General features: G+C 63.7%; 20 protein-coding genes. 11 read left to right on the forward strand and 9 right to left on the reverse strand.

What is annotated here, in order from left to right:
- Positions 1-372: 372 nt before the first annotated feature.
- The 5 genes from gltB to GGQ67_RS11895 all read left to right on the forward strand — a co-directional run bounded on the left by gltB (position 373) and on the right by GGQ67_RS11895 (position 8118).
- Positions 373-5097, forward strand: a complete 4725-nt coding sequence (gene gltB, locus GGQ67_RS11875) for a glutamate synthase large subunit (protein ID WP_183900376.1) — start codon at positions 373-375, stop codon at positions 5095-5097.
- Positions 5098-5154: 57 nt separating this feature from the next.
- Entirely contained in the window at positions 5155-5415 is a 261-nt protein-coding gene (locus GGQ67_RS11880) for an antitoxin (RefSeq protein ID WP_183900377.1), read from the forward strand.
- Complete coding sequence (locus GGQ67_RS11885; RefSeq protein ID WP_183900378.1) at positions 5415-5813, forward strand: type II toxin-antitoxin system VapC family toxin; 399 nt, start codon at positions 5415-5417, stop codon at positions 5811-5813. The genes GGQ67_RS11880 and GGQ67_RS11885 overlap by 1 nt, the downstream gene beginning before the upstream one ends.
- Before the next feature lie 39 nt (positions 5814-5852).
- The gene (locus GGQ67_RS11890) at positions 5853-7307 is read left to right on the forward strand and encodes a glutamate synthase subunit beta (protein ID WP_183900516.1); all 1455 of its coding nucleotides are present in this window, start codon (positions 5853-5855) and stop codon (positions 7305-7307) included.
- A 178-nt stretch (positions 7308-7485) separates the two neighbouring features.
- Positions 7486-8118, forward strand: coding sequence for a LysE family translocator (locus GGQ67_RS11895; protein ID WP_183900517.1), 633 nt, complete (start codon positions 7486-7488; stop codon positions 8116-8118).
- A gap of 63 nt (positions 8119-8181) precedes the next feature.
- Here GGQ67_RS11895 and GGQ67_RS11900 read toward each other — a convergent pair whose 3' ends face one another.
- On the reverse strand, positions 8182-8934 hold the full coding sequence (locus GGQ67_RS11900; protein ID WP_183900379.1) for an SDR family oxidoreductase: 753 nt from the start codon (positions 8932-8934) through the stop codon (positions 8182-8184).
- A 98-nt stretch (positions 8935-9032) separates the two neighbouring features.
- Between GGQ67_RS11900 and GGQ67_RS11905 the strand changes: the two genes are divergently transcribed.
- Positions 9033-9956: a cupin domain-containing protein gene (locus GGQ67_RS11905; RefSeq protein ID WP_183900380.1), complete on the forward strand. Its 924-nt coding sequence runs from the start codon at positions 9033-9035 to the stop codon at positions 9954-9956.
- 30 nt (positions 9957-9986) lie between these two features.
- Here GGQ67_RS11905 and GGQ67_RS11910 read toward each other — a convergent pair whose 3' ends face one another.
- The gene (locus GGQ67_RS11910) at positions 9987-11222 is read right to left on the reverse strand and encodes an SGNH/GDSL hydrolase family protein (RefSeq protein WP_183900381.1); all 1236 of its coding nucleotides are present in this window, start codon (positions 11220-11222) and stop codon (positions 9987-9989) included.
- A 98-nt stretch (positions 11223-11320) separates the two neighbouring features.
- On the reverse strand, positions 11321-12544 hold the full coding sequence (locus GGQ67_RS11915) for a lytic murein transglycosylase (protein ID WP_183900382.1): 1224 nt from the start codon (positions 12542-12544) through the stop codon (positions 11321-11323).
- A 201-nt stretch (positions 12545-12745) separates the two neighbouring features.
- On the opposite strand from GGQ67_RS11915, the gene galU reads away from it, so the two are divergent.
- Positions 12746-13633 carry a UTP--glucose-1-phosphate uridylyltransferase GalU gene (galU, locus tag GGQ67_RS11920; RefSeq protein ID WP_183900383.1) on the forward strand — a complete coding sequence of 296 codons (888 nt, stop codon included), beginning with the start codon at positions 12746-12748 and terminating at the stop codon, positions 13631-13633.
- A gap of 48 nt (positions 13634-13681) precedes the next feature.
- On the opposite strand, the gene GGQ67_RS11925 is transcribed toward galU, so the two are convergent.
- Positions 13682-15235 carry an outer membrane beta-barrel protein gene (locus GGQ67_RS11925; RefSeq protein WP_183900384.1) on the reverse strand — a complete coding sequence of 518 codons (1554 nt, stop codon included), beginning with the start codon at positions 15233-15235 and terminating at the stop codon, positions 13682-13684.
- Between the two features lie 140 nt (positions 15236-15375).
- On the opposite strand from GGQ67_RS11925, the gene GGQ67_RS11930 reads away from it, so the two are divergent.
- On the forward strand, positions 15376-16371 hold the full coding sequence (locus tag GGQ67_RS11930; protein WP_183900385.1) for a KpsF/GutQ family sugar-phosphate isomerase: 996 nt from the start codon (positions 15376-15378) through the stop codon (positions 16369-16371).
- 47 nt (positions 16372-16418) lie between these two features.
- On the opposite strand, the gene GGQ67_RS11935 is transcribed toward GGQ67_RS11930, so the two are convergent.
- The gene (locus GGQ67_RS11935) at positions 16419-16874 is read right to left on the reverse strand and encodes an NfeD family protein (RefSeq protein WP_183900386.1); all 456 of its coding nucleotides are present in this window, start codon (positions 16872-16874) and stop codon (positions 16419-16421) included.
- Between the two features lie 3 nt (positions 16875-16877).
- The gene (locus GGQ67_RS11940; protein WP_183900387.1) at positions 16878-17891 is read right to left on the reverse strand and encodes an SPFH domain-containing protein; all 1014 of its coding nucleotides are present in this window, start codon (positions 17889-17891) and stop codon (positions 16878-16880) included.
- 196 nt (positions 17892-18087) lie between these two features.
- On the opposite strand from GGQ67_RS11940, the gene queC reads away from it, so the two are divergent.
- The 3 genes from queC to queE are packed head-to-tail and all read left to right on the forward strand — an operon-like array spanning position 18088 to position 19884.
- Positions 18088-18795: a 7-cyano-7-deazaguanine synthase QueC gene (gene queC / locus GGQ67_RS11945; RefSeq protein ID WP_183900388.1), complete on the forward strand. Its 708-nt coding sequence runs from the start codon at positions 18088-18090 to the stop codon at positions 18793-18795.
- Between the two features lie 4 nt (positions 18796-18799).
- Positions 18800-19156 (forward strand): 6-carboxytetrahydropterin synthase QueD, encoded by a 357-nt coding sequence (gene queD / locus GGQ67_RS11950; RefSeq protein ID WP_183900389.1) that lies wholly within the window; start codon positions 18800-18802, stop codon positions 19154-19156.
- Positions 19153-19884: a 7-carboxy-7-deazaguanine synthase QueE gene (gene queE / locus GGQ67_RS11955; protein ID WP_183900390.1), complete on the forward strand. Its 732-nt coding sequence runs from the start codon at positions 19153-19155 to the stop codon at positions 19882-19884. The genes queD and queE overlap by 4 nt, the downstream gene beginning before the upstream one ends.
- 181 nt (positions 19885-20065) lie before the next feature.
- Here the strand turns inward: queE and hemH are convergent, their stop codons facing one another.
- The 3 genes from hemH to omp10 form a co-directional block, all read right to left on the reverse strand.
- Positions 20066-21103 carry a ferrochelatase gene (hemH, locus tag GGQ67_RS11960; protein WP_183900391.1) on the reverse strand — a complete coding sequence of 346 codons (1038 nt, stop codon included), beginning with the start codon at positions 21101-21103 and terminating at the stop codon, positions 20066-20068.
- Positions 21104-21251: 148 nt separating this feature from the next.
- On the reverse strand, positions 21252-23168 hold the full coding sequence (locus tag GGQ67_RS11965) for a bifunctional metallophosphatase/5'-nucleotidase (protein WP_183900392.1): 1917 nt from the start codon (positions 23166-23168) through the stop codon (positions 21252-21254).
- Positions 23169-23380: 212 nt separating this feature from the next.
- Complete coding sequence (gene omp10 / locus GGQ67_RS11970; protein WP_183900393.1) at positions 23381-23749, reverse strand: outer membrane lipoprotein Omp10; 369 nt, start codon at positions 23747-23749, stop codon at positions 23381-23383.
- Positions 23750-23772 lie beyond the last annotated feature (23 nt).

The raw sequence follows: 23772 nt of genomic DNA on the forward strand, positions 1-23772 counted from the left end.
TCAATTGACGTTTTTTTAATTTATGGCCCTTGCGAAGCCGTCCTGTTTCTGGCATAGAACCGATGAATTAGGACAGGGTTGCTGTCCTATTTTGGCCGTCAAGGCCGAAGAGGCGCCAAGAGACCTTACACTGGTGGGGTTTCACGCTATAGTTCACCGAGCGCGGACGATGTTTCCCGCACGGACCTATGGCAGGCGCGGAGCGCAACGGCCGCTTTGTCGGGAAAGGCTCTGCCTTCCCGGATAATCCGGCCGCCGGCGACCGGATCTTCGATAATGCAACAGCGCTGTCATGCGCCGAACCTAAGATCAGGGGCGGTGCGCGACGAAGAGCCGCCCGCACAGTCGCGGGCTCTGACAGGAGGCAAAACGATGACGAAGAACACGCCATCCACTGACATCGACCAGTTCGCGGCCGCAGACATGCGCGCGGTGGCCGATACGCGTAAGTTCGCCGCCGGTCTCCCGGGTAAGCAGGGCCTGTACGACCCGCGCAACGAACATGACGCCTGCGGCGTCGGTTTCGTCGCGCATATGAAGGGTCAGAAGTCGCACCAGATCGTCAAGGACGGTCTCTTCATTCTCGAAAACCTGACGCACCGCGGCGCTGTCGGCGCCGACCCGCTGATGGGCGACGGCGCGGGCATTCTCGTGCAGATTCCCGATCGCTTCTTCCGCGAGGAAATGGCCAAGCAGGGCATCACCCTGCCGAAGGCTGGCGAATATGGCGTCGGCCACATCTTCATGCCGCGCGACGAACAGCAGATCGCGCACTTCAAGAAGGTGATGCAGGACGTCATCTCCGAGGAGGGGCAGGTTCTCATCGGCTTCCGCGACGTGCCTGTCGACAACTCGTCGCTGTCGAAGGCGCCCGATATCGCCGCCACCGAACCGCATCACTGTCAGATCTTCATCGGCGCCGGCGCCGGTGCCGCGACCACCGATGAATTCGAGCGCCGGCTGTTCACGCTGCGCAAGGTGATCTCCAACCGCATCTACGACGAGTTCGAAGGCGAGGAGAGCCATTTCTATCCGGTGTCGCTGTCGTCCTCGACGATCGTCTACAAGGGCATGTTCCTGGCCTATCAGGTCGGCGCCTATTACAAGGATCTGTCGGACCCGCGCTTCGAGAGCGCGGTGGCGCTCGTGCACCAGCGCTTCTCCACCAACACCTTCCCGTCCTGGAAGCTGGCGCACCCCTACCGCATGGTCGCCCACAACGGCGAAATCAACACGCTGCGCTCCAACGTCAACTGGATGGCGGCGCGCCAGGCTTCGGTGTCGTCTCCGCTCTTCGGCGAGGATATCTCCAAGCTCTGGCCGATCTCCTACGAGGGGCAGTCGGACACGGCCTGCTTCGACAACGCGCTCGAGTTCCTCGTGCGCGGCGGCTATTCCATGGCGCATGCCGTGATGATGCTGATCCCGGAAGCCTGGGCCGGCAACCAGTCGATGTCGAAGGAACGCAAGGCGTTCTACGAATACCATGCTGCCCTGATGGAGCCGTGGGACGGCCCCGCCGCCGTTGCCTTCACCGATGGCAAGCAGATCGGCGCGACGCTCGACCGTAACGGCCTGCGTCCGGCCCGCTATCTCGTCACGTCAGACGATCGCGTCATCCTGGCCTCGGAAGCCGGTACGCTGCCGGTCGCTGAAGAAGACATCGTCAAGAAGTGGCGCCTGCAGCCGGGCAAGATGCTCCTGATCGACATGGAGAAGGGCAAGATCGTCTCCGACGAGGAGCTGAAGACCGAGCTTGCGACCAAGCATCCCTACGGCAAGTGGCTCGATCGCACGCAGCTGATCCTCGAGGAACTGAAGCCGGTGGAGCCGCGCGCGCTGCGTCGCGACGTGTCGCTGCTCAACCGTCAGCAGGCCTTCGGCTATACCACCGAAGACACCCGAATCCTGATGTCGCCGATGGCGACGACGGGCCAGGAAGCCGTGGGCTCGATGGGTACCGATACGCCGATCTCGGCCATGTCGGAAAAGTCCAAGCTGCTCTACACCTATTTCAAGCAGAACTTCGCGCAGGTCACCAACCCGCCGATCGATCCGATCCGCGAAGAGCTGGTCATGAGCCTGGTGTCCTTCATCGGCCCGCGTCCCAACATCCTTGACCACGAGGGCGCGGCCAACGCCAAGCGGCTGGAAGTGCGTCAGCCGATCCTTACCAATGGCGATCTCGAAAAGATCCGCTCGATCGGCCACACGGAAGACCGTTTCGACACCAAGACGCTCGACTTCACCTATGACGTGGAGCGCGGCGCCGAAGGCATGCCCGACATGCTCGACCGTCTCTGCGAGCGCGCCGAAGCGGCCGTCAAGGGCGGCTACAACATCATCGTGCTTTCCGACCGCCAGATCGGGCCGGACCGCATCGCCATCCCGGCGCTGCTGGCGACCGCCGCCGTGCACCATCACCTGATCCGCAAGGGCCTGCGCACCTCCGTCGGTCTCGTCGTAGAGACCGGCGAGCCGCGTGAAGTGCACCACTTCTGCCTGCTCGCGGGCTATGGCGCCGAAGCGATCAACCCGTATCTGGCCTTCGACACGCTCACCGACATGCACATGCGCGGCGAATTCCCGAAGGAAGTGGACGCGTCCGAGGTCGTCTACCGCTACATCAAGGCTGTCGGCAAGGGCATCCTCAAGGTCATGTCGAAGATGGGCATCTCGACCTATCAGTCCTATTGCGGCGGCCAGATCTTCGATGCGATCGGACTGCAGCAGGAACTGGTCGACAAGTATTTCTTCGGCACCGCGACGATGATCGAAGGCGTCGATCTCGAGGCGATCGCCGAAGAGACCGTTGCCCGCCACACGGCGGCCTTCGGCAAGGATCCGCTGCTTGCCACCACACTCGATATCGGCGGCGAATATGCCTACCGCATGCGCGGCGAAAGCCATGCCTGGACACCGGATGCGGTGGCCACGCTGCAGCATGCCGTTCGCGGCAATGCCGAGGACCGCTACCGCGAGTTCGCCGAGATGGTGAACACATCGGCGCTGCGCATGAACACGATCCGTGGCCTGTTCAACATCAAGAGCGCCGAGCAGCTCGGCCGCAAGCCGGTTTCCGTCGACGAGGTCGAGCCGGCCGCCGAGATCGTCAAGCGTTTCTCGACGGGCGCCATGTCGTTCGGCTCCATCAGCCGCGAGGCGCATACGACGCTGGCGATCGCGATGAACAAGATCGGCGGCAAGTCCAACACCGGCGAAGGCGGCGAAGAGAGCGACCGCTACATGCCGCTGCCCGACGGTTCATCCAACCCGGAACGCTCGGCGATCAAGCAGATCGCGTCGGGACGCTTCGGTGTGACGACGGAATATCTCGTCAACGCCGACATGCTGCAGATCAAGGTCGCGCAGGGCGCTAAGCCCGGCGAAGGCGGCCAGCTGCCCGGCCACAAGGTCGACGCGACGGTCGCCAAGACCCGTCACTCGACACCGGGCGTCGGCCTGATCTCGCCGCCGCCGCACCACGACATCTATTCGATCGAGGATCTGGCGCAGCTGATCTACGACCTGAAGAACGTCAACCCGACGTCCGATGTCTCGGTCAAGCTCGTCTCGGAAGTCGGCGTCGGCACGGTTGCCGCCGGCGTCGCCAAGGCGCGCGCCGACCATATCACGGTCTCCGGCTTCGACGGCGGCACCGGCGCATCGCCGCTGACCTCGCTGAAGCATGCGGGTTCTCCGTGGGAAATCGGCCTTGCCGAGACACAGCAGACGCTGGTGCTGAACGGCCTTCGTTCGCGCATCGCGCTGCAGGTGGATGGTGGCCTGAAGACCGGCCGCGACGTCATCATCGGTGCGCTTCTCGGCGCCGACGAGTTCGGCTTCGCGACCGCGCCGCTGATCGCCGCCGGCTGCATCATGATGCGCAAGTGCCATCTGAACACCTGCCCCGTCGGCGTCGCCACGCAGGACCCGGTTCTGCGCAAGCGCTTCAAGGGCACGCCGGAGCACGTCGTCAACTACTTCTTCTTCGTCGCCAACGAAGTGCGCGAAATCCTGGCCTCGCTCGGCTTCACCAAGCTCGATGAGATCATCGGCGCTTCGGAGCTGCTGGAGAAGGACGAGATGCTGGCGCACTGGAAGTCCAAGGGTCTCGACTTCAGCCGCATCTTCCACAAGGTCGAGGCGCCGAAGGAAGCTACCTACTGGACGACGCGCCAGAAGCACCCGATCGACGACATTCTCGACCGCAAGCTGATCGCGGAAGCCGAGCCGGCGCTCGCGTCGAAGACGCCTGTCAGCTTCGAAGTCGGCATCAAGAACGTCGACCGTTCGGCCGGCGCGATGCTGTCGGGCGAAGTCGCCAAGCGCTACAACCATCGCGGCCTGAAGGAAGACACGATCAATGTGACGCTTCGCGGCACGGCCGGACAGTCGTTCGGCGCGTTCCTGGCGCGCGGCGTGACCTTCAAGCTGATCGGCGACGGCAACGACTATGTCGGCAAGGGCCTTTCTGGCGGCAAGATCATCGTGCGTCCGCCGGAGAACTCGAAGATCGTCGCCGAGGACTCGATCATCGTCGGCAACACCGTGCTCTACGGCGCGACCGAGGGCGAGTGCTACTTCCGCGGTGTGGCGGGCGAGCGTTTCGCGGTGCGCAACTCCGGCGCCATCGCCATCGTCGAAGGCGTGGGCGACCACGGCTGCGAGTACATGACGGGTGGCGTGGTGGTCGTGCTCGGCGAGACGGGCCGCAACTTCGCGGCCGGCATGTCGGGCGGCGTCGCCTATGTTCTCGACGAGAGCGGCGATTTCGCCAAGCGCTGCAACATGGCGATGGTCGAGCTCGAGCCGGTTCCGGAAGAGGACGACCTGATGGAGAAGCTGCATCACCATGGTGGCGATCTCGCGCACAAGGGCCGCGTCGACGTGTCCGGCGACATGACCCGCCACGACGAGGAACGCCTCTACCAGCTGATCTCCAACCACCTGCACTACACGGAATCGACCCGTGCCAAGCAGATCCTGGACCACTGGGCGGAGTATCGTCCGAAGTTCCGCAAGGTCATGCCGGTCGAATACCGCCGCGCGCTCGAGGAAATGGAGCGCAGCCGGATGGGGATCGCCGCGGAGTGATTGGAGTTTGATTGGTTGTGTGATATGCTTTTGTCATATCACGCAACGGAGGCACCGATGAACGAGCATTCCAGTGCTGTCAGGATCGCACAGGTCTTTAACAACGGTCGTAGCAGAGCAATCCGCATTCCGAAGGAGTTCGAGTTCGACGCCGACCAGGTGGAGATAAGAATGGATGAAAATGGCGATCTGCTTGTTCATCCGGTTAAGAAAAAGACTTTGTTAGAGGTTCTGGCGACTTTGGAGCCGCTTGGAGAAGATGAGATGTTTGAGATCGATGACAGTGATCTTCTGCCGCTCGACGAAATCGACCTCTAATGATTTACCTTCTCGACACTAACACGCTTTCGGATCTTTCGAGCAACCCGCAAGGGCGGGTCAAGCAGAACATAGAACGGTGCGGCATGGAAAATGTCGTGACCAGCGTCATCGTTGCTGGAGAAGTCGAATTCGGGCTGGAGTGGAAGCAGTCCAAAAAGTTGCGCGGAAACATGGACGCAATTCTGCGGTCGATCAGGGTGATGCCCCTGGAAGAGGCGGTTTGGCGTCGATACGGATGGCTCCGGGCGGACTTGAAGAAGAAGGGTACGCCTATCGGGCCTAACGATCTTTGGATCGCGTCGCATGCTTTGACGCTGGATGCGGTCATGGTCACGGCGAATGTACGAGAATTCTCCCGCGTGCCGGGATTAAAGGTTGAAAACTGGCTGCGCTGAACGAAAGAGGCGGTCATGAGTGTAAGGGAAGACAGCAGCATGGGTAAGGTAACAGGGTTTCTGGAAATCGACCGGCAGGTGGCGAAGTATCAGCCGGCGTCGGATCGTATCCGGCATTTCCGCGAATTCACGATCCCGATGTCGGACCCGGAAGTGCAGAAACAGGCCGCGCGCTGCATGGACTGTGGCATTCCCTATTGCCATGGCCCGACCGGTTGTCCCGTGCACAACCAGATCCCCGACTGGAACGATCTGGTCTACAACAACAACTGGGAAGCGGCGATCCAGAACCTGCATTCGACCAACAACTTCCCCGAATTCACCGGCCGCGTCTGCCCCGCGCCCTGCGAGGAAGCCTGCACGCTGAACCTCGAGGATGCGCCGGTCGCCATCAAGACCGTCGAGCAGGCGATCGCCGACAAGGCCTATGAGCTCGGCTTCATCCGGCCGCAGCCGGCCGCCGTTCGCACCGGCAAGAAGGTTGCGATCATCGGTTCGGGTCCCGCCGGCATGGCGGCTGCCCAGCAGCTCGGCCGCGCCGGTCACGAGGTGCATGTCTATGAGCGCGAATCCAAGCCCGGCGGCCTGCTGCGCTACGGTATTCCCGACTTCAAGATGGAGAAGAACTTCATCGATCGCCGCGTCGAGCAGATTTCGGGCGAAGGCGTGACCTTCCATTGCGGCGTCAATGTCGGCGTCGATCTGAAGGTCGAGCAGCTGATCGCCGATCACGACGCGGTGCTCTACTGCGGCGGTTCGGAAACGCCGCGCGAAGCCGGCATTCCGGGCTTCGACCTTGCCGGCGTCCACGATGCGATGCCTTATCTGGTGCAGCAGAACAAGCGCGTCGGCCGCGAAAACATCGACAGCGTCGGCTGGGCGTCCGACCCTATCCTCGCTGGCGCCAAGCATGTCGTCGTCGTCGGCGGTGGTGATACCGCATCGGACTGCGTCGGCACGGCGTTCCGCCAGGGGGCCGTGAAGGTCACCCAGCTCGACATCCGCCCGCAGCCGCCGGAGAAGGAAGACAAGCTCGCCGTCTGGCCGTTCTGGGCGACCAAGATGCGCACCTCCTCCAGCCAGGCTGAAGGCGCCGTGCGCGAATTCCAGGTGGCGACGCTCGAATTCATCGGTGAAGACGGCGTCCTGACCGGCGTCAAGTGCTGCGAAGTCGACGAACGCCGCAAGCCGATCGCCGGCACGGAGTTCATCATCAAGGCCGATCTCGCCTTCATCGCCATCGGCTTCAGCGGCCCGTTCACCACGAGCGTGCTCAAGGAACTCGAGGGCAAGCTGACGCTGAACACCGACCGCCGCGGCTCGACCAACGTCGTTGCCAACGACCGCGACTACAAGACCTCGGTCGACAAGTTCTGGACGGCGGGCGACGTGCGCCGCGGCCAGTCGCTGGTCGTCTGGGCGATCCGCGAGGGACGCCAGGCGGCGCGCGCCATCGACGAGGCGCTGATGGGCTCGACGGTTCTGCCGCGCTGAGCGGACGGCACGTTCGATCGATCTTTGGCTCGGGGCCGCCTTGCGCGGCCCCGAGCTTTTTTATCGGGTTGCGCGAGCGATAGCATGAAATGCCTGCGGCATGGTCAAGCGCGTTATGGCGATCCATGCTGTGCGCGCCATCGCGTCGCGGGGCCACGCCGGCAAGGGACAACGCCACATGCCATCCACCGAACTGCTGATCACCTTCTTCGTCACAACCGCCTTGTTTGCCTATATTCCGGGGCCGGCCATGCTCTACGCCGCTGCCCAGACGCTGGCACGCGGACGGCGCGCGGGGTTCATGGCGACGCTTGGGATCCATATCGGCTGCTATGTGCATGTGATCGCGGCGGCGGCGGGCCTGTCGATCATCTTTCACGCCGTGCCGGTGCTCTACATGGCGGTCAAGCTCGCCGGCGCGGCCTATCTGGTTTATCTCGGCATATCGCTGTTTCGCGCGAAGCCTCAGGGCGAGCCGACGCTTGCCGCCCTCGATCCCAGGTCCGGTCGGCGCGCCTTTGTCGAGAGCATCTCGATCGAGGTGCTGAACCCGAAGACGGCGATCTTCTTTCTGGCCTTCCTGCCGCAATTCATCGATCCTGCCGCGAGCTTTCCGGTGTGGCTGCAATTCGTGCTGCTCGGGACGATCGTCAATCTCATCTTCTCGTCGGCCGATATCGTCTGCGTCATGCTGGCGGGCGCCGTCGTCTCCAGGCTGAAGCGCTCCGGATCGGCGCAGCGGCTGGTGCAGCGTGCGGGCGGCGGAATACTGATCGGTCTCGGCGCGCATCTGGCGCTGCAGCGGAGCTAGCCGACGCGATCGATGTTGGCGCGGGGCCGCCTGACGCGGCCCCGCGTTTCTTGCTCAGTTAGTCTAAAGGGCCGCCTCGGACATCCAGAGTTCGGCATCGGCGCCGGCTGGAATGCGCAGCGGCGCGGATGGATCGGTTGCGGCGTGCCAGATGGCCTCGGCGACGTCTGAGGCATGGGTCACGGGCCCGGTGTCGTCCTGCACGCTGTTGATGAACTGCTGGAGCATCGGCGCGTAGTCCGCATCGTCAAGGCCACGGAAATGCGGACGCGCGTTCTGACCGAAGCGCGTGGTTGGCGAGCGGCCCGGCAGGACGATATGCACCCGCACGCCGAAGGGTTCCATCTCGACCGCGAGCGATTCCGTCAGCGCGTTCACCGCGGCCTTGCTCGCTCGATAGACGCCGATGACAGGCAGCGTCTTGACCGTCACCGTGGACGTGACGTTGATCACGACGCCCGCCCGGCGCCGGCGCATCTGCGGCAGGACAGCCTGGACCATCGACAAGGTGCCGATCGTGTTCGTCTCGAAAAGAGACCGCACGGTCTCCGGTGCCGTCAGCTCGATGGGTGAGGGTGCTCCGAAGCCGGCATTGTTGACCAGAACGTCGATCCGACCCGCCGCCGCCACGGCCTGCGCTATGCTTGCGGGGTCGGTGACGTCGAGCGACAGAACGCGCAGGCGTTCGGACAGCGGCAGCAGGTCCGGATCGGGATTGCGCATCGTGGCGATCACGTCCCAGCCGCGTTCAAGAAAGAGTTTCGCGGTCTCCAGGCCAAAACCGGACGAGCAACCGGTGATCAGTATCGTGGGCATCTGCGTCTCCAATTGAAAAGGGATGATCGCAGGGTAGTGACCGCGTTCAAGACTTGATATAGGTTGAAGTCTTTATTTCTTTAGAGATAGTCCTGATCGTGGCCGTTGATCCTCTTGCCGAAATCGTCACCCTGCTACAGCCCGCCGCACGCTTCTCGAAGCTGGTGGAATGCGCCGGCGCCTGGAGAATCCATCGAGAGGCCACCGGCGAGCCCTTCTATTGCGCCATTCTCGAGGGGCGCTGCCGCGTGGCGTTCGGGGAGCAGCCGCCGTTCATACTCGAGGCCGGCGACTTCGTGCTGGTGCCGGCCATGCGCGATCTGGTCAATGAGAGCATCGACGCACCAGGCGAATTGTCATCAGCCGTTCCAATCCAGATGGGCGATGGACGCTTCCGCGCCGGTCGTGTCGACGGGCCGCCGGATTTGCGCATGCGGATCGGGCATTGCAGTTTCGGTTCGCCGGATGCGGCGCTCCTGGTTTCGCTTCTGCCCGACGTGGTCATCGTTCGCGACCAGCCACGTCTTGCCACGCTGATACAATTGGTCGGCGAGGAGACGCGCGAGCGGCGGCCGGGGCGCGAGCTGGTGATCGAACGGCTGCTGGAGGTGTTGCTGATCGAGGCGCTCAGATCCGGCACGCAGCCGACAGGCGCGGCCGGGCTCAGCCGTGGTCTGGCGGATGAACGGCTGGCGACGGCGCTTCGCGCCCTGCATGAAAAGCCGGCCCGTCCATGGACCGTGGCGGATCTCGCTGCCGAAGCGTCACTCTCCCGATCGGCGTTCTTCGCCCGTTTCAGTCGTGTCGTCGGCCTGCCGCCGATGGAATATCTGCTGGCCTGGCGCATGGCGCTGGCAAAGCAGCTGTTGCGCGGCCGGGATCTCGGGATGGAAGAGGTGGCGGAGCGCGTGGGGTATGGCTCGGCAAGCGCGTTCAGCGTCGCCTTCTCGCGATATGCGGGCGTGCCGCCTGCTCGCTATGCCCGTGGGAGCCTGCCGCTGGGCGCGGATGTTCCGAGTTGAGACAAAGGCCGTGCGTGCGCACGCCCGTTTCTACTTGACCGAGACCTCGGCGGCCGATTTGGCCACGGGGCGGCTGTAGTCGTCGACGCGGCCGGCCGGCGGCTTGGCCATCTCGCCGTCCTGCACAAGCTTGTCGCGCGGCGACTTCGTGGTGCTCACGGGGAGTGCGGCGCCGCCGAGCAGTGCCGTGCCGCCGTCGAGGTTGGGGTCGGAGAGGGCGATCGGGTCGGTGTGATCGGCCGGGTTCGCCGACAGGTCGAGCGCCGGCGCGCTGCTGTTGTCGAGGCGCACGAGATCGGGGCTTGCCTGGGTGCCGAGGATGCGGCGGGCCGGCTTTTCGACATAGAAGGCGATCTTGCGGCGGCCGGCTTCGGTCATGTTGATACCGTCGGCGGCGCGCAGGCGCACCTGCTGGCCGTTGATGTCGGAGCCGGTGACGATGAAATCACCGCTTTCGCTGACGAAACCGTCCCAGATATCGACGAATTCGCCGCCGATCGATTCCACCTGCTTGCGGTAGACCTGGTTCATCTGCACCGCGTCCGCCATCATCGCGGGCGAATCGAAGGCGGGCAGGCCGACCCAGAGCAGCGGGATCTTTCTCGATGTCACCGCCTTGCCGAAGGCCAGCACGCGGCGCTGGTATTCCGCGTACCAGGCATCGGTGCGGAACTTCTCCTTGCCGGCATCGGTCACCATCTGCTGGCGGTCGTTGGCGCCGAGCATGACGACGACCATGGCGGGCTTGGCCTCGTCCAGGAATTTCGTCAGCTGCGTCGGCCAGTCGTAGTAGTCGTCGCGCACCAGGCCGGAGGCGACATTGCTGTGCGTCTCGATGAGGATGCCGGGCGAATCCTTGAAAGCGGCGTCCATGCCGGAGCCGAGGCCGCCGGCCAGGAAGTCACCGACGACCATGATCTTCTGGGCGTTGTCGAGCTTCTGGACGACCTTCTCTTCCGGCGCGATCACCGGCGCGGGGCGCGGAGCGGAGACGGCGGCCTTCGGCGGCGCCTTCTTCTTGCGTGGCGGGACGGCGCGCTGCGGCGCATACTGGCCGGGCGCCTGCGGGGCCTCGTCGATATAGCGGCGGCCCAGGAACAAATCGAGAAGCGAGCGGCGCTGATAATAGCGCTGTTCCTGCGCCTCGGCCGAAACGGGCGGCAGAACGGCGGTCGAAAAGACCAGCACCGCCGCGCTGAGCGCACCCCAGCGCAGCATGCCGCTAACGCCGCCGGCGGTCATTGTCCTGTCTACTCGTTTACGCATGTCGGCCGCCTCGCATCGACGCTTATTTTCTCATGGAGCGGGACGGGCGTCCACACCCCAAAGCGCGGTGCGCGTGTTTTTGATCGCGACGCGAGGTGCTACTTGCGCAGCGCGTTCAGAAGCGGCAGCGAGGGTTCGCCATCCGCCTGCATGCCCATCCGGCCCTGGACGGCCGATATCGCGGCCTTGGAGCCGCTGCCGAAATTGCCGTCGACCTCGCCGTCGTAATAGCCGAGCGCCTTCAGCCGGGTCTGCAGCTCGAACTTCTCCTTGACGTCGAGCGTGCCATCGGGACGCGGCCAGCGCTGCTTCATGCCGCCATAGCCGGCGATCTCGTCGGCGAGCAGGCCGACGGCGATGGCATAGCTGTCGGAGGAATTGTACTTCTTGATGGTGAAGAAGTTGCTGGTCATCAGGAAGCCCGGGCCGTCATTGCCGGCGGGCATCTTCAAGACCGCCTTGCCGCCGCCATCCCTGAAGCCCATGCCACTCGGGCGCTTCAGGCCGAGTGCCGCCCATTGCGACAGCGTCATGGTCTTGCCGACGTACTTTGCCGCGCTCGCCGGCACCTGGACCTCGTAGCCCCAGGTCTTGCCGGTGTCCCAGCCGTTCTTCTTCAGGAGATTGGCGGAGGTCGCCAGCGCGTCTGGAATCGAGTTCCAGATATCGCGGTGGCCGTTGCCGTCGGCGTCGATGGCGTAAAGCAGGTAGCTGGTGGGGATGAACTGCGTGTGGCCCATGGCGCCGGCCCAGGAGCCGGTCATGCCGTCGGGCGAGATGTCGCCGTTCTGCAGGATCTTCAGCGCGGCGATCAGTTGCTTCTCCGCGAACCTGGAGCGCTTCTGGTCGGCATAGCCGAGGGTGGCGAGCGCGCGGGGCACGTAATGCAGCCTGTCGTCCTTCTCGAGAACGGCGCCGTAATTCGATTCCATCGACCAGATCGCAAGCAGAATCGTCTTGTCGACGCCGAAGTTGCGCTCGATCCAATTCAACGTAGAGGCGTGCTTGGCCATCATCTTGCGGCCGATCTGGACGGTATAGGGATTTACGCGAGAATCCACGTAATCCCAGATTTTCGTCGTGAATTCAGGCTGATAGGCAGCCTTTTCCAGCACCGACGGGTCGGGTGCGGTGACGCCGGCGAAAGCTTTACGATAAGTTGCCTTGCTGATGCCATTTTGAGCGGCAGTTTGATAAAAGTCCGCGATCCACTTCTGGAACCGCTGGTCGGCCATGGCGTTTACCGGCGCCAGACTGGCGGATGCGGTCATCATAAATGCGAATGCAAGACCACGAAGGGAGATTTTGTGATTTTGAGTCATCGGCGGTCATCCGTCCTTTCGTTTCAGGCACAGCAGAGCGCGAAGTTTCCGCTCGGACCTGAGACTACCCGAACGGAGTCAACAAATTCTTTACCATGACGCACGAACCCAGTCACTATTTGCAAAACCGTAGCAAATCTCATCTAATCCGATCAAAATCGCGTTATATTTCAAGCGTTAGAATCATCGCAGGAGGCCTGTGTGGCAGAGCATAAAAAAGTTCGCAAAGCTGTATTCCCGGTCGCCGGTCTCGGCACGCGCTTCCTTCCGGCCACCAAGGCCGTTCCGAAGGAAATGCTGACCGTGGTCGACAAGCCGATCATTCAGTATGTGGTGGACGAAGCGCTGGAAGCCGGGATCGAACATTTCGTGTTCGTGACGGGCCGTAACAAGCACATCATCGAAGACTATTTCGACATCCATTTCGAACTTGAGCAGACGCTGCGCGAGCGTAGCAAGAACGCCGAGATCACGCTGCTCGCGGGCCAGCTTCCCAAGGCCGGCACCGTCAGCTTCACCCGCCAGCAGGAGCCGCTCGGTCTCGGTCACGCCGTATGGTGCGCCCGCGAGATCATCGGCAACGAACCCTTCGCGCTGCTTCTTCCCGACATGATCATGAAGAGCGAAGGCAAGGGCTGCATGAAGGGCATGATCGACCTTTACGGCCAGAGCGGCGGCAACATCATCGCCGTCGAGGAATGCGCGCCGGACCAGGCCCACAAGTATGGCATCGTCGGCGTCGGCGACGCGATCGGTGACGGCTTCCGCATCACCGGCATGGTCGAAAAGCCCGCCAAGGGCACGGCGCCGTCGAACTTCTTCATCAACGGCCGCTACATCCTGCAGCCCGAGGTGTTCAAGATCCTGGAAACCCAGGAACGCGGCGCGGGCAACGAGATCCAGCTCACCGACGGCATGCTGAAGCTGCTCAAGGACCAGGATTTCGCCGGCTACCACTTCAAGGGCACGACCTATGACTGCGGCGCCAAGGATGGCTTCATCCTCGCCAACGTCGCCTTCGCGCTCGAGCGCGCGGATATCCGCCCGACCGTGATCGACGGCTTCAAGGACCTGCTCAAGGGTCTCTGATATCAGGCGAAAAAAGGGAAGGCCGCGGCGCGGTTTTCCCGCTCGCTATCAGCGTTTAAGCTTCAGACCGACGCCGGCTCGCCATTGCTGCGAGTCGGCGCCCGTCTTTCTGGAGGTCAGTTCGTAGCCGATGGTGCTCGTCAGATCGAGATACCGGTTGATGTTCCAGGTCAGGCCGGCGCTGGTCGTATAGACCGTTTCGTCGCTGATCGTGCTATCCGACGGATAGTCACGCAAGGTTATGCCGCCCAGGAAGGTTCCGACGAGATTGTCGCGCAGCTGATGCGTGACCGCCGTCGTCATGGCGCGGGAGACATAGCCCGACACGCCCGGCGTGGTGGATGGCTGCAGGCTCGTCTGCAGGCCGAAATCGACATCCGTGCCGCGCAGCGGCGACCAGCGGACGCTGGCATCGAGCACGGTTGCGTCGATATCGGACAGCCTGTCGTCGTCGAACGTGGCGATCTCGTAGCCGATGCCAACTTCACCGCGCAGCTTCTCGCCGAGGTCGACCTCGACGCCCGCCTTTGCCCCATAGGAATCGCCGGACCGCTGATAGCCCGATGCATCGGTCGTCTGGTCGTAGACCGTCTTGCCGACATTGCCTTCGATGAAGGGGATGAGGGCGGGGGACAGTTCGTAGCCGATGCGGCCGCGCAGGGTGCCCGCGGTCTGGTCGCGGTCGCTGAGCGACACGAGCGTGCCGTCCGAGAGCGTTGCGTCGGAATAGATCGTCCGCGTCAGGTCGATGCCGGTGGTGCCGCGCAGGATGCCGAAGTCGCGCTGTATCGACGCGCCGAGACTGAGTTCCTGCACATCCGACTGCTGGTCGGCATCCTGAATGGCGTTCGGGTCGTTGGTGTCCTCGCGATAGAAGCGGTAGCCACCCGTCAGTCGGGCGGTGGTTTCCTGCGGCAGATCTAGCCTCAGTTCGCCGTTGATCCGGAAGTCCGGCTGCTCCGCGCCCTCGCCGCTGACGTTCTTCTGCCACGCGCCCTCGCTTGATATCAGCAACTGGTGCAGCGCCCAGTCCGATGTCAGCGTCGTCTTCATGTCGGTTTCGAGGAAGGCGCGGGTTTCCCTGGTGTCGCCGTCCTTCTGCGTCTCGGTGTTGATGCTCTGGGTGACGGTCGGGCGCAACACGAAGGTGCCGATGCGGATGCCCGGCGTTTCCTCGGTCGAGAGATCGACATCGGGCTTGCGCTGCCGTCGTTCATCGAACGGGGCCTCGCGTGTGTTCAGCCGCATCATGTCTTCGTCAAGGATCGAGCCGGTGGTCTCGTCGCTCGTCTGGTCGCCCGACAGGGCCTGCCGCGCGGCGGTGCCGGTGCCGCTGGCTGTTGCCGCGCCGGCATTGGCGGGGTCGTCGGGGGATGTCGCAGCGCCCGGTATGGCCGTGCCGTCATCCGGCTGGTCGCCCGTCGCATCCGGGGTGGCGATATAGGCCGACTGGCCGAGCGGATAGGGCGATGCGGAAGCGCGTGCCGACTGGGCGAGCGCCGAAGCCGGGGCGGTGAGCGCATGACCGGCCAGAACCACCGACACGGCAACGCCCGCCGCGCGGAGCGGCGTCAGACTGCTCGTATGTCTCCAATGGCCCATGTACTAGCGCTCGGCATGCTTCGAAGTGGTTACCCGAACGTAAAGCCTCGTGGTTAACCATTCGTTGCCAATCGGCCGCCGCCTGTGCGCAATCCGCCGCCATGGTGGACAGGATGCGCGAAAGCGGCTAACGGAGGGCGATGATCAAGCGAGCGGTAAATCTCATCGACAACGGCGTGATCGATTCGGCCAGGCGCACGCTTGGGACGGAAAGACAGGCGCTGGCCACCCTCGAACAGGCTTTCGACGGCGATCTCGCCGCGCCATTCCTGCAGGCGGTCGAGACCATCGGCGCGATATCGGGACGGGTGATCGTCACCGGCGTCGGCAAGAGCGGCCATATCGGCGTCAAGATCGCCGCGACGCTGGCATCGACGGGAACGCCCGCCTTCTTCATGCACGCCGCCGAGGCCAATCACGGCGATCTCGGCATGGTTGGACGCGGGGATGCGGTGCTGGCGCTGTCGAAGGGTGGCGAGAGCGTCGAGCTGCGCAACATCATCGCCTATACACGTCGCTTCTCCATACCCTTGATCTCCATGACCTGCGCGCCCGACTCGTCGCTCGGCAAGGCGTCCGATGTCGTGCTGTTGATGCCGAATGTCGAGGAAGCCTGCCCGCACGGGCTGGCCCCGACCAGCTCGACGATGATGCAGCTAGCCATGGGCGATGCGCTGGCGATCGCGCTGCTCGAGGCGCGCGGCTTTACCGCGCGTGATTTCCATGTGTTCCATCCCGGCGGCAAGCTCGGCGCTGCCTTGAGCCACGTCGCCGACGTCATGCATACCGGCGAGCGCGTGCCGCTGGTTGCCAAGGGCACGCCGCTGCCCGAGGCGATCTCGACGCTATCGCGCAAGCATTTCGGCTGCGTCGGCATTCTCGACGAGGACGGCCGGCTCTGCGGTATCGTCACCGAGGGCGACATGGCGCGCAACCTGTCGCGCAACCTGTCGGAGCTCGTGGTCGACGATATCATGACGCGGGCGCCGAAGACGGTGAAGCCGAATGTGCTGGCGACCGCGGCGCTGGCATTGCTCAACAAGCACAGCATCGGCGCTCTCATCGTCGTCGACGACGACAACAGGCCGGTCGGGCTCATTCATTTCCACGATCTTTTGCGGATCGGCGTGGCCTGAGCCCCGCCTGATCCATCCCGCTCGATGCGGCCTTGAGAGCTGAGTTCTCAGGCTTCCTCGACCGTCAGGTCGCGGCCGTTGCTTGATATGACCTTGACGCGTGCGCCGACCGGCAGGTCCGGGCCGCTCACCTTCCATTGCGTGTCGTCGAGCTTGATGCGGCCACGACCCTCGGTGATCGGCTCGGCAAGGGTCGCGGTGCGGCCGACGAGGCTGGCGCCGCGCTGGTTGAGGAAGGGTTCGTCAGTGTTGCCGTGATCGCGCGTCAGCTTGCGGCCGATGAAGGTGGCGGCGACGGCGAAGGCGGCGAACAGGATCGCCTGCAACTGCCAGACCCAAAAGGCGCTGTCCCAGAAGAGCAGCGAGAGCGCGCCGACGGCGACCGCCGCCAGACCGATCCAGACGAGGAAGAAGCCGGGCACCAGCATCTCGGCGGCGAGCAGCACGAGGCCGACGACCCACCAGCTCCAGGGCCCAAGTTCCGATGTGATGGCCGACAGCATCGATCAGCGCTCCGGATTCTGGTTGAAGGGGTTGACCTGCGGCGTGGTGCGCGGGGCCTGGACCTGGCGCGGCGCGGGGGCTGCCGGCGGGTTGTCGCCGCCGCCGAAGACCTCCTTGGCGATGGCGCCGATGCCGCTCAGCGACCCCAGGATGGCCGACGCCTCGATCGGCATCAGCACGACCTTGGAATTGTTGCCGGAGCCGATCGCGGTCAGCGCCTCGGTGTATTTCTGCGCCACGAAGTAGTTGATCGCCTGCACGTCGCCGGCGGCGATCGCTTCGGAGACCATCTTGGTGGCCTTGGCTTCGGCCTCGGCCAGGCGCTCGCGCGCCTCGGCGTTGCGGAAGGCGGCTTCGCGCTGTCCTTCGGCCTGCAGGATGGCGGACTGCTTGGAGCCCTCGGCGCGCAGGATCTGCGCGTTCCTCGAGCCTTCGGCCTCCAGCACCTGGGCGCGCTTCTCGCGCTCGGCCTTCATCTGGCGGGCCATGGCGTCGACGAGGTCGCGCGGCGGCTGGATGTCCTTGATCTCGACGCGGGTGACCTTGATGCCCCACGGCTGGACAGCATCATCGACGACGCGCAGCAGGCGGTCGTTGATGGCGTCGCGGTTGGAGAGCAACTCGTCGAGGTCCATCGAGCCCATGACCGAGCGGATGTTGGTCATGGTCAGGTTGAGGATGGCGTTTTCGAGGTTGGCGACCTGATAGGCCGCCTGGGCGGCGTTGAGGATCTGGTAGAAGGCGACGGCATCGGCCGAGACGGAGGCGTTGTCGCGGGTGATGACTTCCTGCGTGGGGACGTCGAGCACCTGTTCCATGACGTTCATGCGCGCGCCGACGCGCTCGATGAAGGGGGTGATGATGTTGAGACCCGGCCCCAGCGTGCGGGTGTAGCGGCCGAAGCGCTCGACCGTGTACTGATAACCCTGCGGAACCGTCTTGATGCCGGCGAAGAGCACCAGGATGACGAAGACCACCAGTGCGATGACCACGATGTCGAAGCCGCCCAAAACCATGAAATATCTCCCCAAAACCCGAATCGAATAGCCGCACCTTAACCGAGACGATTTCAAAAGCCACGCTCTCAGGTAGTCGTGCTGCTCTACCCATTAAATATGGGGTTTCGATTGGTTCTTCACAATGCGGTCTCTTTGGCCTAGAACCCGCCCATCCGGTCGCAGCCCACCCGGTCAAAACAAGGGATCAAACATCATGAAGACCATCGTCATCTGCTCCGGCGGATTGGACTCCGTTTCGCTTGCGCACAGGGTCGCCGGCGAACAGCAACTCATCGGCCTGCTCTCCTTCGACTACGGCCAGCGTCACCGCAAGGAACTCGACTATGCCGCCGCCTGCGCCATCAGGCTCGGGGTGCCGCATCAGATCATCGATATCAGGCCGATCGGCAGCCATCTCACCGGCTCGGCGCTGACCGACGATATCGACGTGCCCGACGGCCACTATGCCGAGGAAACGATGAAGGCGACCGTGGTTCCGAACCGCAACGCCATCATGCTCGCCATCGCCTTCGGGCTTGCCGCCGCGCAGAAGGCGGATGCCGTGGCCGTTGCCGTGCATGGCGGCGACCACTTCATCTATCCCGATTGCCGCCCCGGCTTCATCGACGCGTTTCAGGCCATGCAGGATGCGGCGCTCGACGGTTATGCCAGCGTCAGGCTGCAGGCGCCCTACGTCAACGCCACCAAGGCCGATATCGTCACCGATGGCGCGAAGCACCGCACGCCGTTCAAAGAGACCTGGTCGTGCTACAAGGGCGGGGCGCGCCATTGCGGGCGCTGCGGTACCTGCGTCGAGCGGCGCGAGGCGTTTGATCTCGCAGGCGTCGAGGACCCGACGGATTACGAGGACGCCGATTTCTGGAAGTCGGCGACCTCGGGCTTCTCGGCCACGGAGGTGTAACCCCGTGTTCCGCATCACCAAGGAATTCCACTTCTCCGCCTCGCATCAGCTCTCGCATCTGCCCGCCGATCACCAGTGCGCGCGGCTGCATGGGCACAACTATATCGTCGTCGTCGAACTGGCGGCTTCAGAGCTCAACGCCGACGGCTTCGTGCGCGATTATCACGAGCTTGCCCCGCTGAAGCGCTATATCGACGAGCGTTTCGACCACCGGCATCTGAACGAGGTGCTCGGTCATAACAGGGTGACTTCCGAATATCTCGCCAGGCACTTCCATGACTGGTGCAAGGCGATCCTGCCGGAGACCTCGGCCGTGCGGGTCAGCGAGACGCCGAAGACCTGGGCGGAGTATCGGCCATGAGCGCCGACCGCCGAATTCGCGTCAGCGAGATCTTCGGGCCGACGATCCAGGGGGAGGGCGTGCTGATCGGGTTGCCCACGGTGTTCGTGCGCACCGGCGGCTGCGATTACCGCTGTTCGTGGTGCGATACGCTGCATGCCGTCGACAGCGAATATCGCGATCAATGGACGCCGATGACGGTGGAGGAGATCTGGGCCGAGGTCCTTTCGCTCTCGGGCGGGCGGCCGCTCACCGTGTCGCTTTCCGGCGGCAATCCGGCCATCCAGCCGCTCGGCCCGCTGATCGAACGCGGACACGCCGAAGGCTATCGCTTCGCGCTGGAAACGCAGGGCAGCGTCGCGAAAGACTGGTTTGCCGATCTCGATACGCTGGTGCTGAGCCCGAAGCCGCCGTCGAGCGGCATGGAGACGGACTGGGCGCTTTTCGAGGATTGTCTGGCAAGCGCCGCCGGCGGGCCCGATGTCGCGCTGAAGATCGTGGTGTTCGACGAGCGGGATTATCGCTACGCGCGGGAGGCTTCCGCGCGGTATCCGGACCTCCCGGTCTATCTGCAGCCGGGCAACCACACGCCGCCGCCCGCCGATGACGACGATGCCAGGATCGATATCGATGGGATCATGGAGCGGATGTTGTGGCTGGTCGGGAAGGTGACCGAGGACCGGTGGTTCGAGGCCCGGGTGTTGCCGCAGCTGCATGTGCTGTTGTGGGGGAATCGGCGGGGGGTGTGAGTGGGGTGTGGGGGGCTCGATAAAAGACCCCTCCCAACCCTCCCCACAAGGGGGAGGGCTTAATCCAGCCTCGCCCTCGGTGCGCAATCGAGGCAGTCGAGTGCCGCTGGTCTTCTCCCCCCTTGTGGGGGAGATGGCCGGCAGGCCAGAGGGGGTGTTTCAGGCCGCAGCATAACTGACCTCAAACCCAACCCAGCAATTCGCGCCGCACCACCTTCTCCAGCACCGCCATGCCATCATCGCTGTCGTTCAGACACGGGATATGGGCGAATTTCTCGCCGCCGTTCTTGTGGAAGGAATGCGCCGCCTGTTCGGCGATTTCCTCGAGCGTCTCGAGACAGTCGGAGACGAAGCCGGGGTTCAGGACGGCGATCTTTTTCACGCCGTCCCTGGCGAGCTGCTCGATCGTCTTGTCGGTGTAGGGCTGCAGCCATTCCTCCGGTCCGAAGCGGGACTGGAAGGTGATCATGAACTGGTCCTTCGACAGGCCGAGCTTTTCGCGCAGCAGGCGGGCGGTCTTCTGGCACTGGCAGTAATAGGGATCGCCCTTCTGGAAGTAGGACATGGGGATGCCGTGGAAGGAGGCGATGATCTTTTCCGGTTGCCAGTCGAGCGTCGACAGATGCCTGGTGATCGAGTTGGCCAGCGCTTCGATATAGGTGTCGTCGTCGTGATAGTCTGGCACGGTGCGCAGCGCCGGCTGCCAGCGCATCTTCAGCAGATGCTGGAAGGCCTTGTCGTTGACCGTCGCGGTGGTGGCGGCGGCATATTGCGGATAGAGCGGGAAGAGCACGATCCTGTCGCAGCCGTCGTCCTTCAGCGCCTGGATGCGCGAGGCGATCGAGGGTGTGCCGTAGCGCATGGCCCAGTCGACCTTGACGTTTTCCAGGTCCTTGAGGCGCTCGGCCATCAATTCGGACTGGCTGCGGGTATAGGTGCGCAGATAGCTTTCGTCCTTGTCCCGGTTCCAGATCAGCTCATAGGCCTTGCCGACCTTGCCGGGGCGGGTGTTCAAGACGATGCCGAAGAGGATCGGATACCACTTCCAGCGCGACCACTCGATGACGCGCCTGTCGGTCAGGAATTCCCTGAGATAGCGGCGCATCGAGGTGTAGTCGGTGCCGTCGGGCGTGCCGAGATTGACGAGCAGGACGCCCACCTTGCCATGTTTCACCGGCGGGTGTTCCGCCGGAACGTGCGTGGTCTCAACGGTCGTCATCCATACCCCAATCCAGCTGCTCGACCGCTCATACGCGGAGGAGATCGAATGGTTCACCCTATAGGAACAAAAGCCGGCCCGGGAAACCCCGGACCGGCTCACATCATTGGGACAAATCGTCGTAGCGTGTCGCGTTCTCGCGCAAGGCTTACTTGGACGGGATCTCCAGCTCCCTGCCAACCGTCAGGCGGCGCGGCGTCGGCTTGTCGTTGGCGTCTGAAATCTTCTTCCAGAGCGTGCCGTCGCCATAGAACTGCTTGGCGAGATCCCACAGCGTGTCGCCCGATGCGATGACGTGGGTGGTCGGCGTGTTGGGGGCGAGGGCCGCCGGGGCTTCCGTCGAAGGTGCCGTTGCCGCCGGAGCGGCGGGAGCGGGCGTTGCCTCCGACGTTGCCGGCGCCGCGGGGGCGGCCGGTGCGGCCGTACCCGATGCGGTCGGCGCGGGCGCTGCCGCAGAGGAGGCGACTTCGGTCACGCGGCCGTCCGTATAGGGCTTGTAGGGCGAGCGGGCGGCGAGGAACTCGGCGGTGACGTCGGCAAGATCGGGGCCGAAGTCATAGGCGTTCTTGCCCGCCGTGGCGAAGATCGAGTAGCCATCGCCGCCGGAGCGCATGTAGTTGTTGGTGACCACGCCATAGGTCTTGGCGTCGTCGAGGGGAACGAAGGCGTCGCCGTCCTTGACGTCGACCGAGACGACGCGGCTGCCCGGCGGCTTCGACTTGTCGAAGCTGTATTTCATGCCCGACACCTGCGGGAAGCGGCCGGCGCCCTCCTCGATCTTGCCGAGACCGTTTTCCAGCGCCTTGCGGATATCCGCGCCTGAAAGCTGGAAGGTCGCGAGCGTGTTCTGGAAGGGCAGGACGGTGATGACCTCGCCCTGGGTGACCTCACCGGCATCGATCGAGGCGCGCAGGCCGCCGCCGTTCTGGATGGCGATCTGCATGCCCTGGCTCTTGCCGCGTTCGAGCATGGCGTCGGCGACGAGGTTGCCCATCGAGCATTCCTTGACGCGGCAGACCGTGCGGTCACCCTCGATCGGGCCTTCGGAGGAGCCGATGACCTTCTTGCGCAGCTCCTCGATCGGCTTGGCGAGTTCGGCGATGCGGGTCGTGAGCGTCGGATCGGGCGTGAACGAGCTGTCGATCAGGATCGGATCGCCCTTGGCGCCCGTGACGACGCCGTTGTCGTCGAAATTGATGACGAGGTCGCCGAGATACTTGCTGTAGGAGGCGGCCTGGACGACCGGCACCTTGTAGCCGCCAGGGTTGTCGACCATCGTCGGATAGGGGCCTTCGGCCTTCGCGTCGGTGTTGGAAAGCAGGCTGTGGGAGTGGCCGCCGACCACGACGTCGACATCGGGGATCTTGGCGATCTCCGAGACCTCCCTGCCGTAGCCGATATGCGTGAGCGCGATGATCTTGTTGACGCCCTGCTTCTTCAGATCCGCCACGGCGGCGGTGATCGTCTGCACGTCGTCGGCAATCATGATCTTGGGGCCGGGCGAGGCCAGGTCCTCTGTGTCGTTGGTCACGGCGCCGACGATGCCGATCTTCTGGCCGCCGATCTCGAGGACGACGGAGGGCTTGACGCGGTCGCCGATCTTGGCGCCGTCGGCCGCCAGCACGTTGGCGGAAACGACGGGGAATTTCGCCTTGTCGAGGAATGCGGCAAGGCCATCCTCACCGTCGTCGAACTCGTGATTGCCGACGGCCATGACGTCGAATTTCATGTCGTTCAGGACTTCGGCTTCCACGGCCCCCTTGTAGGTGGTGTAGAAGAGCGAGCCCTGAAAATTGTCGCCGGCGCTGAGCAGGAGAACATTCTGGCCCGACAGTGCCGCGCGGCGCTGGTCGATGGCGGTCTTCAGGCGGGCGGCGCCGCCGAAGCATTCCTTCTTGCTCTCTTCCTCGGCCGAGCAGGTGGAATCGAACTTGTTGATCGCCTCGATGCGCGAATGGAAATCGTTGATGTGCAGAATATTGAGCTGGTAATCGGCAAAGGCGGCGCTGCTCGACAGCGCCAATACGGACGCGGTCAGCAGACCGAATTGAAACGATTTCGTCATCCTGTTCTCCTGATTTTATCGGCGGCGCTCGAACCTGATCCGGTTTGCCGGATGACAGTCCCCCAAGCCCCGCCGTCCCTACGCGGTCGATGGTTCCATCAACCATTAGTGGCCGCAAGAGAAAAACCTGTGACAGCGAAGGTGCATTCCAAGAGCGGTAAACAAAAAAAGCTCCCGCGAGGGGAGCTTTCCTGATGTCCGTATGACGCGGCCTACATGCGGCGCGACAGGCTGAACTGCGAGCCGCTGTCGGAGGTGCAGTTGAGCTGGCTCTGGGTGACCAGCGCGCAGTTGACCTTGGACTGCGTCTTGCGCACCAGCGAGGTCATGTTGATCTCGACCAGCGTCGGCGACGTGTTGATATAGGTGCCGGACGCCAGCATCTGGTTGCTGTCGGTCGTGCGCGTCGTGAAGGTGCCGGCCTGGAAGGTGGAGATGATGCCGTTCGGATCCGACCAGGAGCCTTCCACGCCCGATTGCGTGGGCGCCGCGGCGACTGGCATCGGACGCGGTGACTGCGGAACGCAGGCCGAGAGGGCCGCCGAGGCAATCGCGATCGCGATGAGGGTTCTGGATCTCATAAGTTTCTCCCGGAAGTTCAGAC

The sequence above is a fragment of the Rhizobium metallidurans genome (assembly GCF_014196505.1).
In the GTDB taxonomy this organism is placed as follows: Bacteria; Pseudomonadota; Alphaproteobacteria; order Rhizobiales; family Rhizobiaceae; genus Rhizobium; species Rhizobium metallidurans.

Excerpts from the sequence above, each read along its gene's own strand:
- gltB (WP_183900376.1), top strand. The coding sequence starts at position 373 with ATGACGAAGAACACGCCATCCACTGACATCGACCAGTTCGCGGCCGCA.
- GGQ67_RS11880 (WP_183900377.1), top strand. The coding sequence starts at position 5,155 with ATGAACGAGCATTCCAGTGCTGTCAGGATCGCACAGGTCTTTAACAAC.
- GGQ67_RS11885 (WP_183900378.1), top strand. The coding sequence starts at position 5,415 with ATGATTTACCTTCTCGACACTAACACGCTTTCGGATCTTTCGAGCAAC.
- GGQ67_RS11890 (WP_183900516.1), top strand. The coding sequence starts at position 5,853 with ATGGGTAAGGTAACAGGGTTTCTGGAAATCGACCGGCAGGTGGCGAAG.
- GGQ67_RS11895 (WP_183900517.1), top strand. The coding sequence starts at position 7,486 with ATGCCATCCACCGAACTGCTGATCACCTTCTTCGTCACAACCGCCTTG.
- GGQ67_RS11900 (WP_183900379.1), bottom strand. The coding sequence starts at position 8,934 with ATGCCCACGATACTGATCACCGGTTGCTCGTCCGGTTTTGGCCTGGAG.
- GGQ67_RS11910 (WP_183900381.1), bottom strand. The coding sequence starts at position 11,222 with ATGCGTAAACGAGTAGACAGGACAATGACCGCCGGCGGCGTTAGCGGC.
- GGQ67_RS11915 (WP_183900382.1), bottom strand. The coding sequence starts at position 12,544 with ATGACTCAAAATCACAAAATCTCCCTTCGTGGTCTTGCATTCGCATTT.
- GGQ67_RS11925 (WP_183900384.1), bottom strand. The coding sequence starts at position 15,235 with ATGGGCCATTGGAGACATACGAGCAGTCTGACGCCGCTCCGCGCGGCG.
- GGQ67_RS11930 (WP_183900385.1), top strand. The coding sequence starts at position 15,376 with ATGATCAAGCGAGCGGTAAATCTCATCGACAACGGCGTGATCGATTCG.
- GGQ67_RS11935 (WP_183900386.1), bottom strand. The coding sequence starts at position 16,874 with ATGCTGTCGGCCATCACATCGGAACTTGGGCCCTGGAGCTGGTGGGTC.
- GGQ67_RS11940 (WP_183900387.1), bottom strand. The coding sequence starts at position 17,891 with ATGGTTTTGGGCGGCTTCGACATCGTGGTCATCGCACTGGTGGTCTTC.
- queC (WP_183900388.1), top strand. The coding sequence starts at position 18,088 with ATGAAGACCATCGTCATCTGCTCCGGCGGATTGGACTCCGTTTCGCTT.
- queE (WP_183900390.1), top strand. The coding sequence starts at position 19,153 with ATGAGCGCCGACCGCCGAATTCGCGTCAGCGAGATCTTCGGGCCGACG.
- hemH (WP_183900391.1), bottom strand. The coding sequence starts at position 21,103 with ATGACGACCGTTGAGACCACGCACGTTCCGGCGGAACACCCGCCGGTG.
- GGQ67_RS11965 (WP_183900392.1), bottom strand. The coding sequence starts at position 23,168 with ATGACGAAATCGTTTCAATTCGGTCTGCTGACCGCGTCCGTATTGGCG.
- omp10 (WP_183900393.1), bottom strand. The coding sequence starts at position 23,749 with ATGAGATCCAGAACCCTCATCGCGATCGCGATTGCCTCGGCGGCCCTC.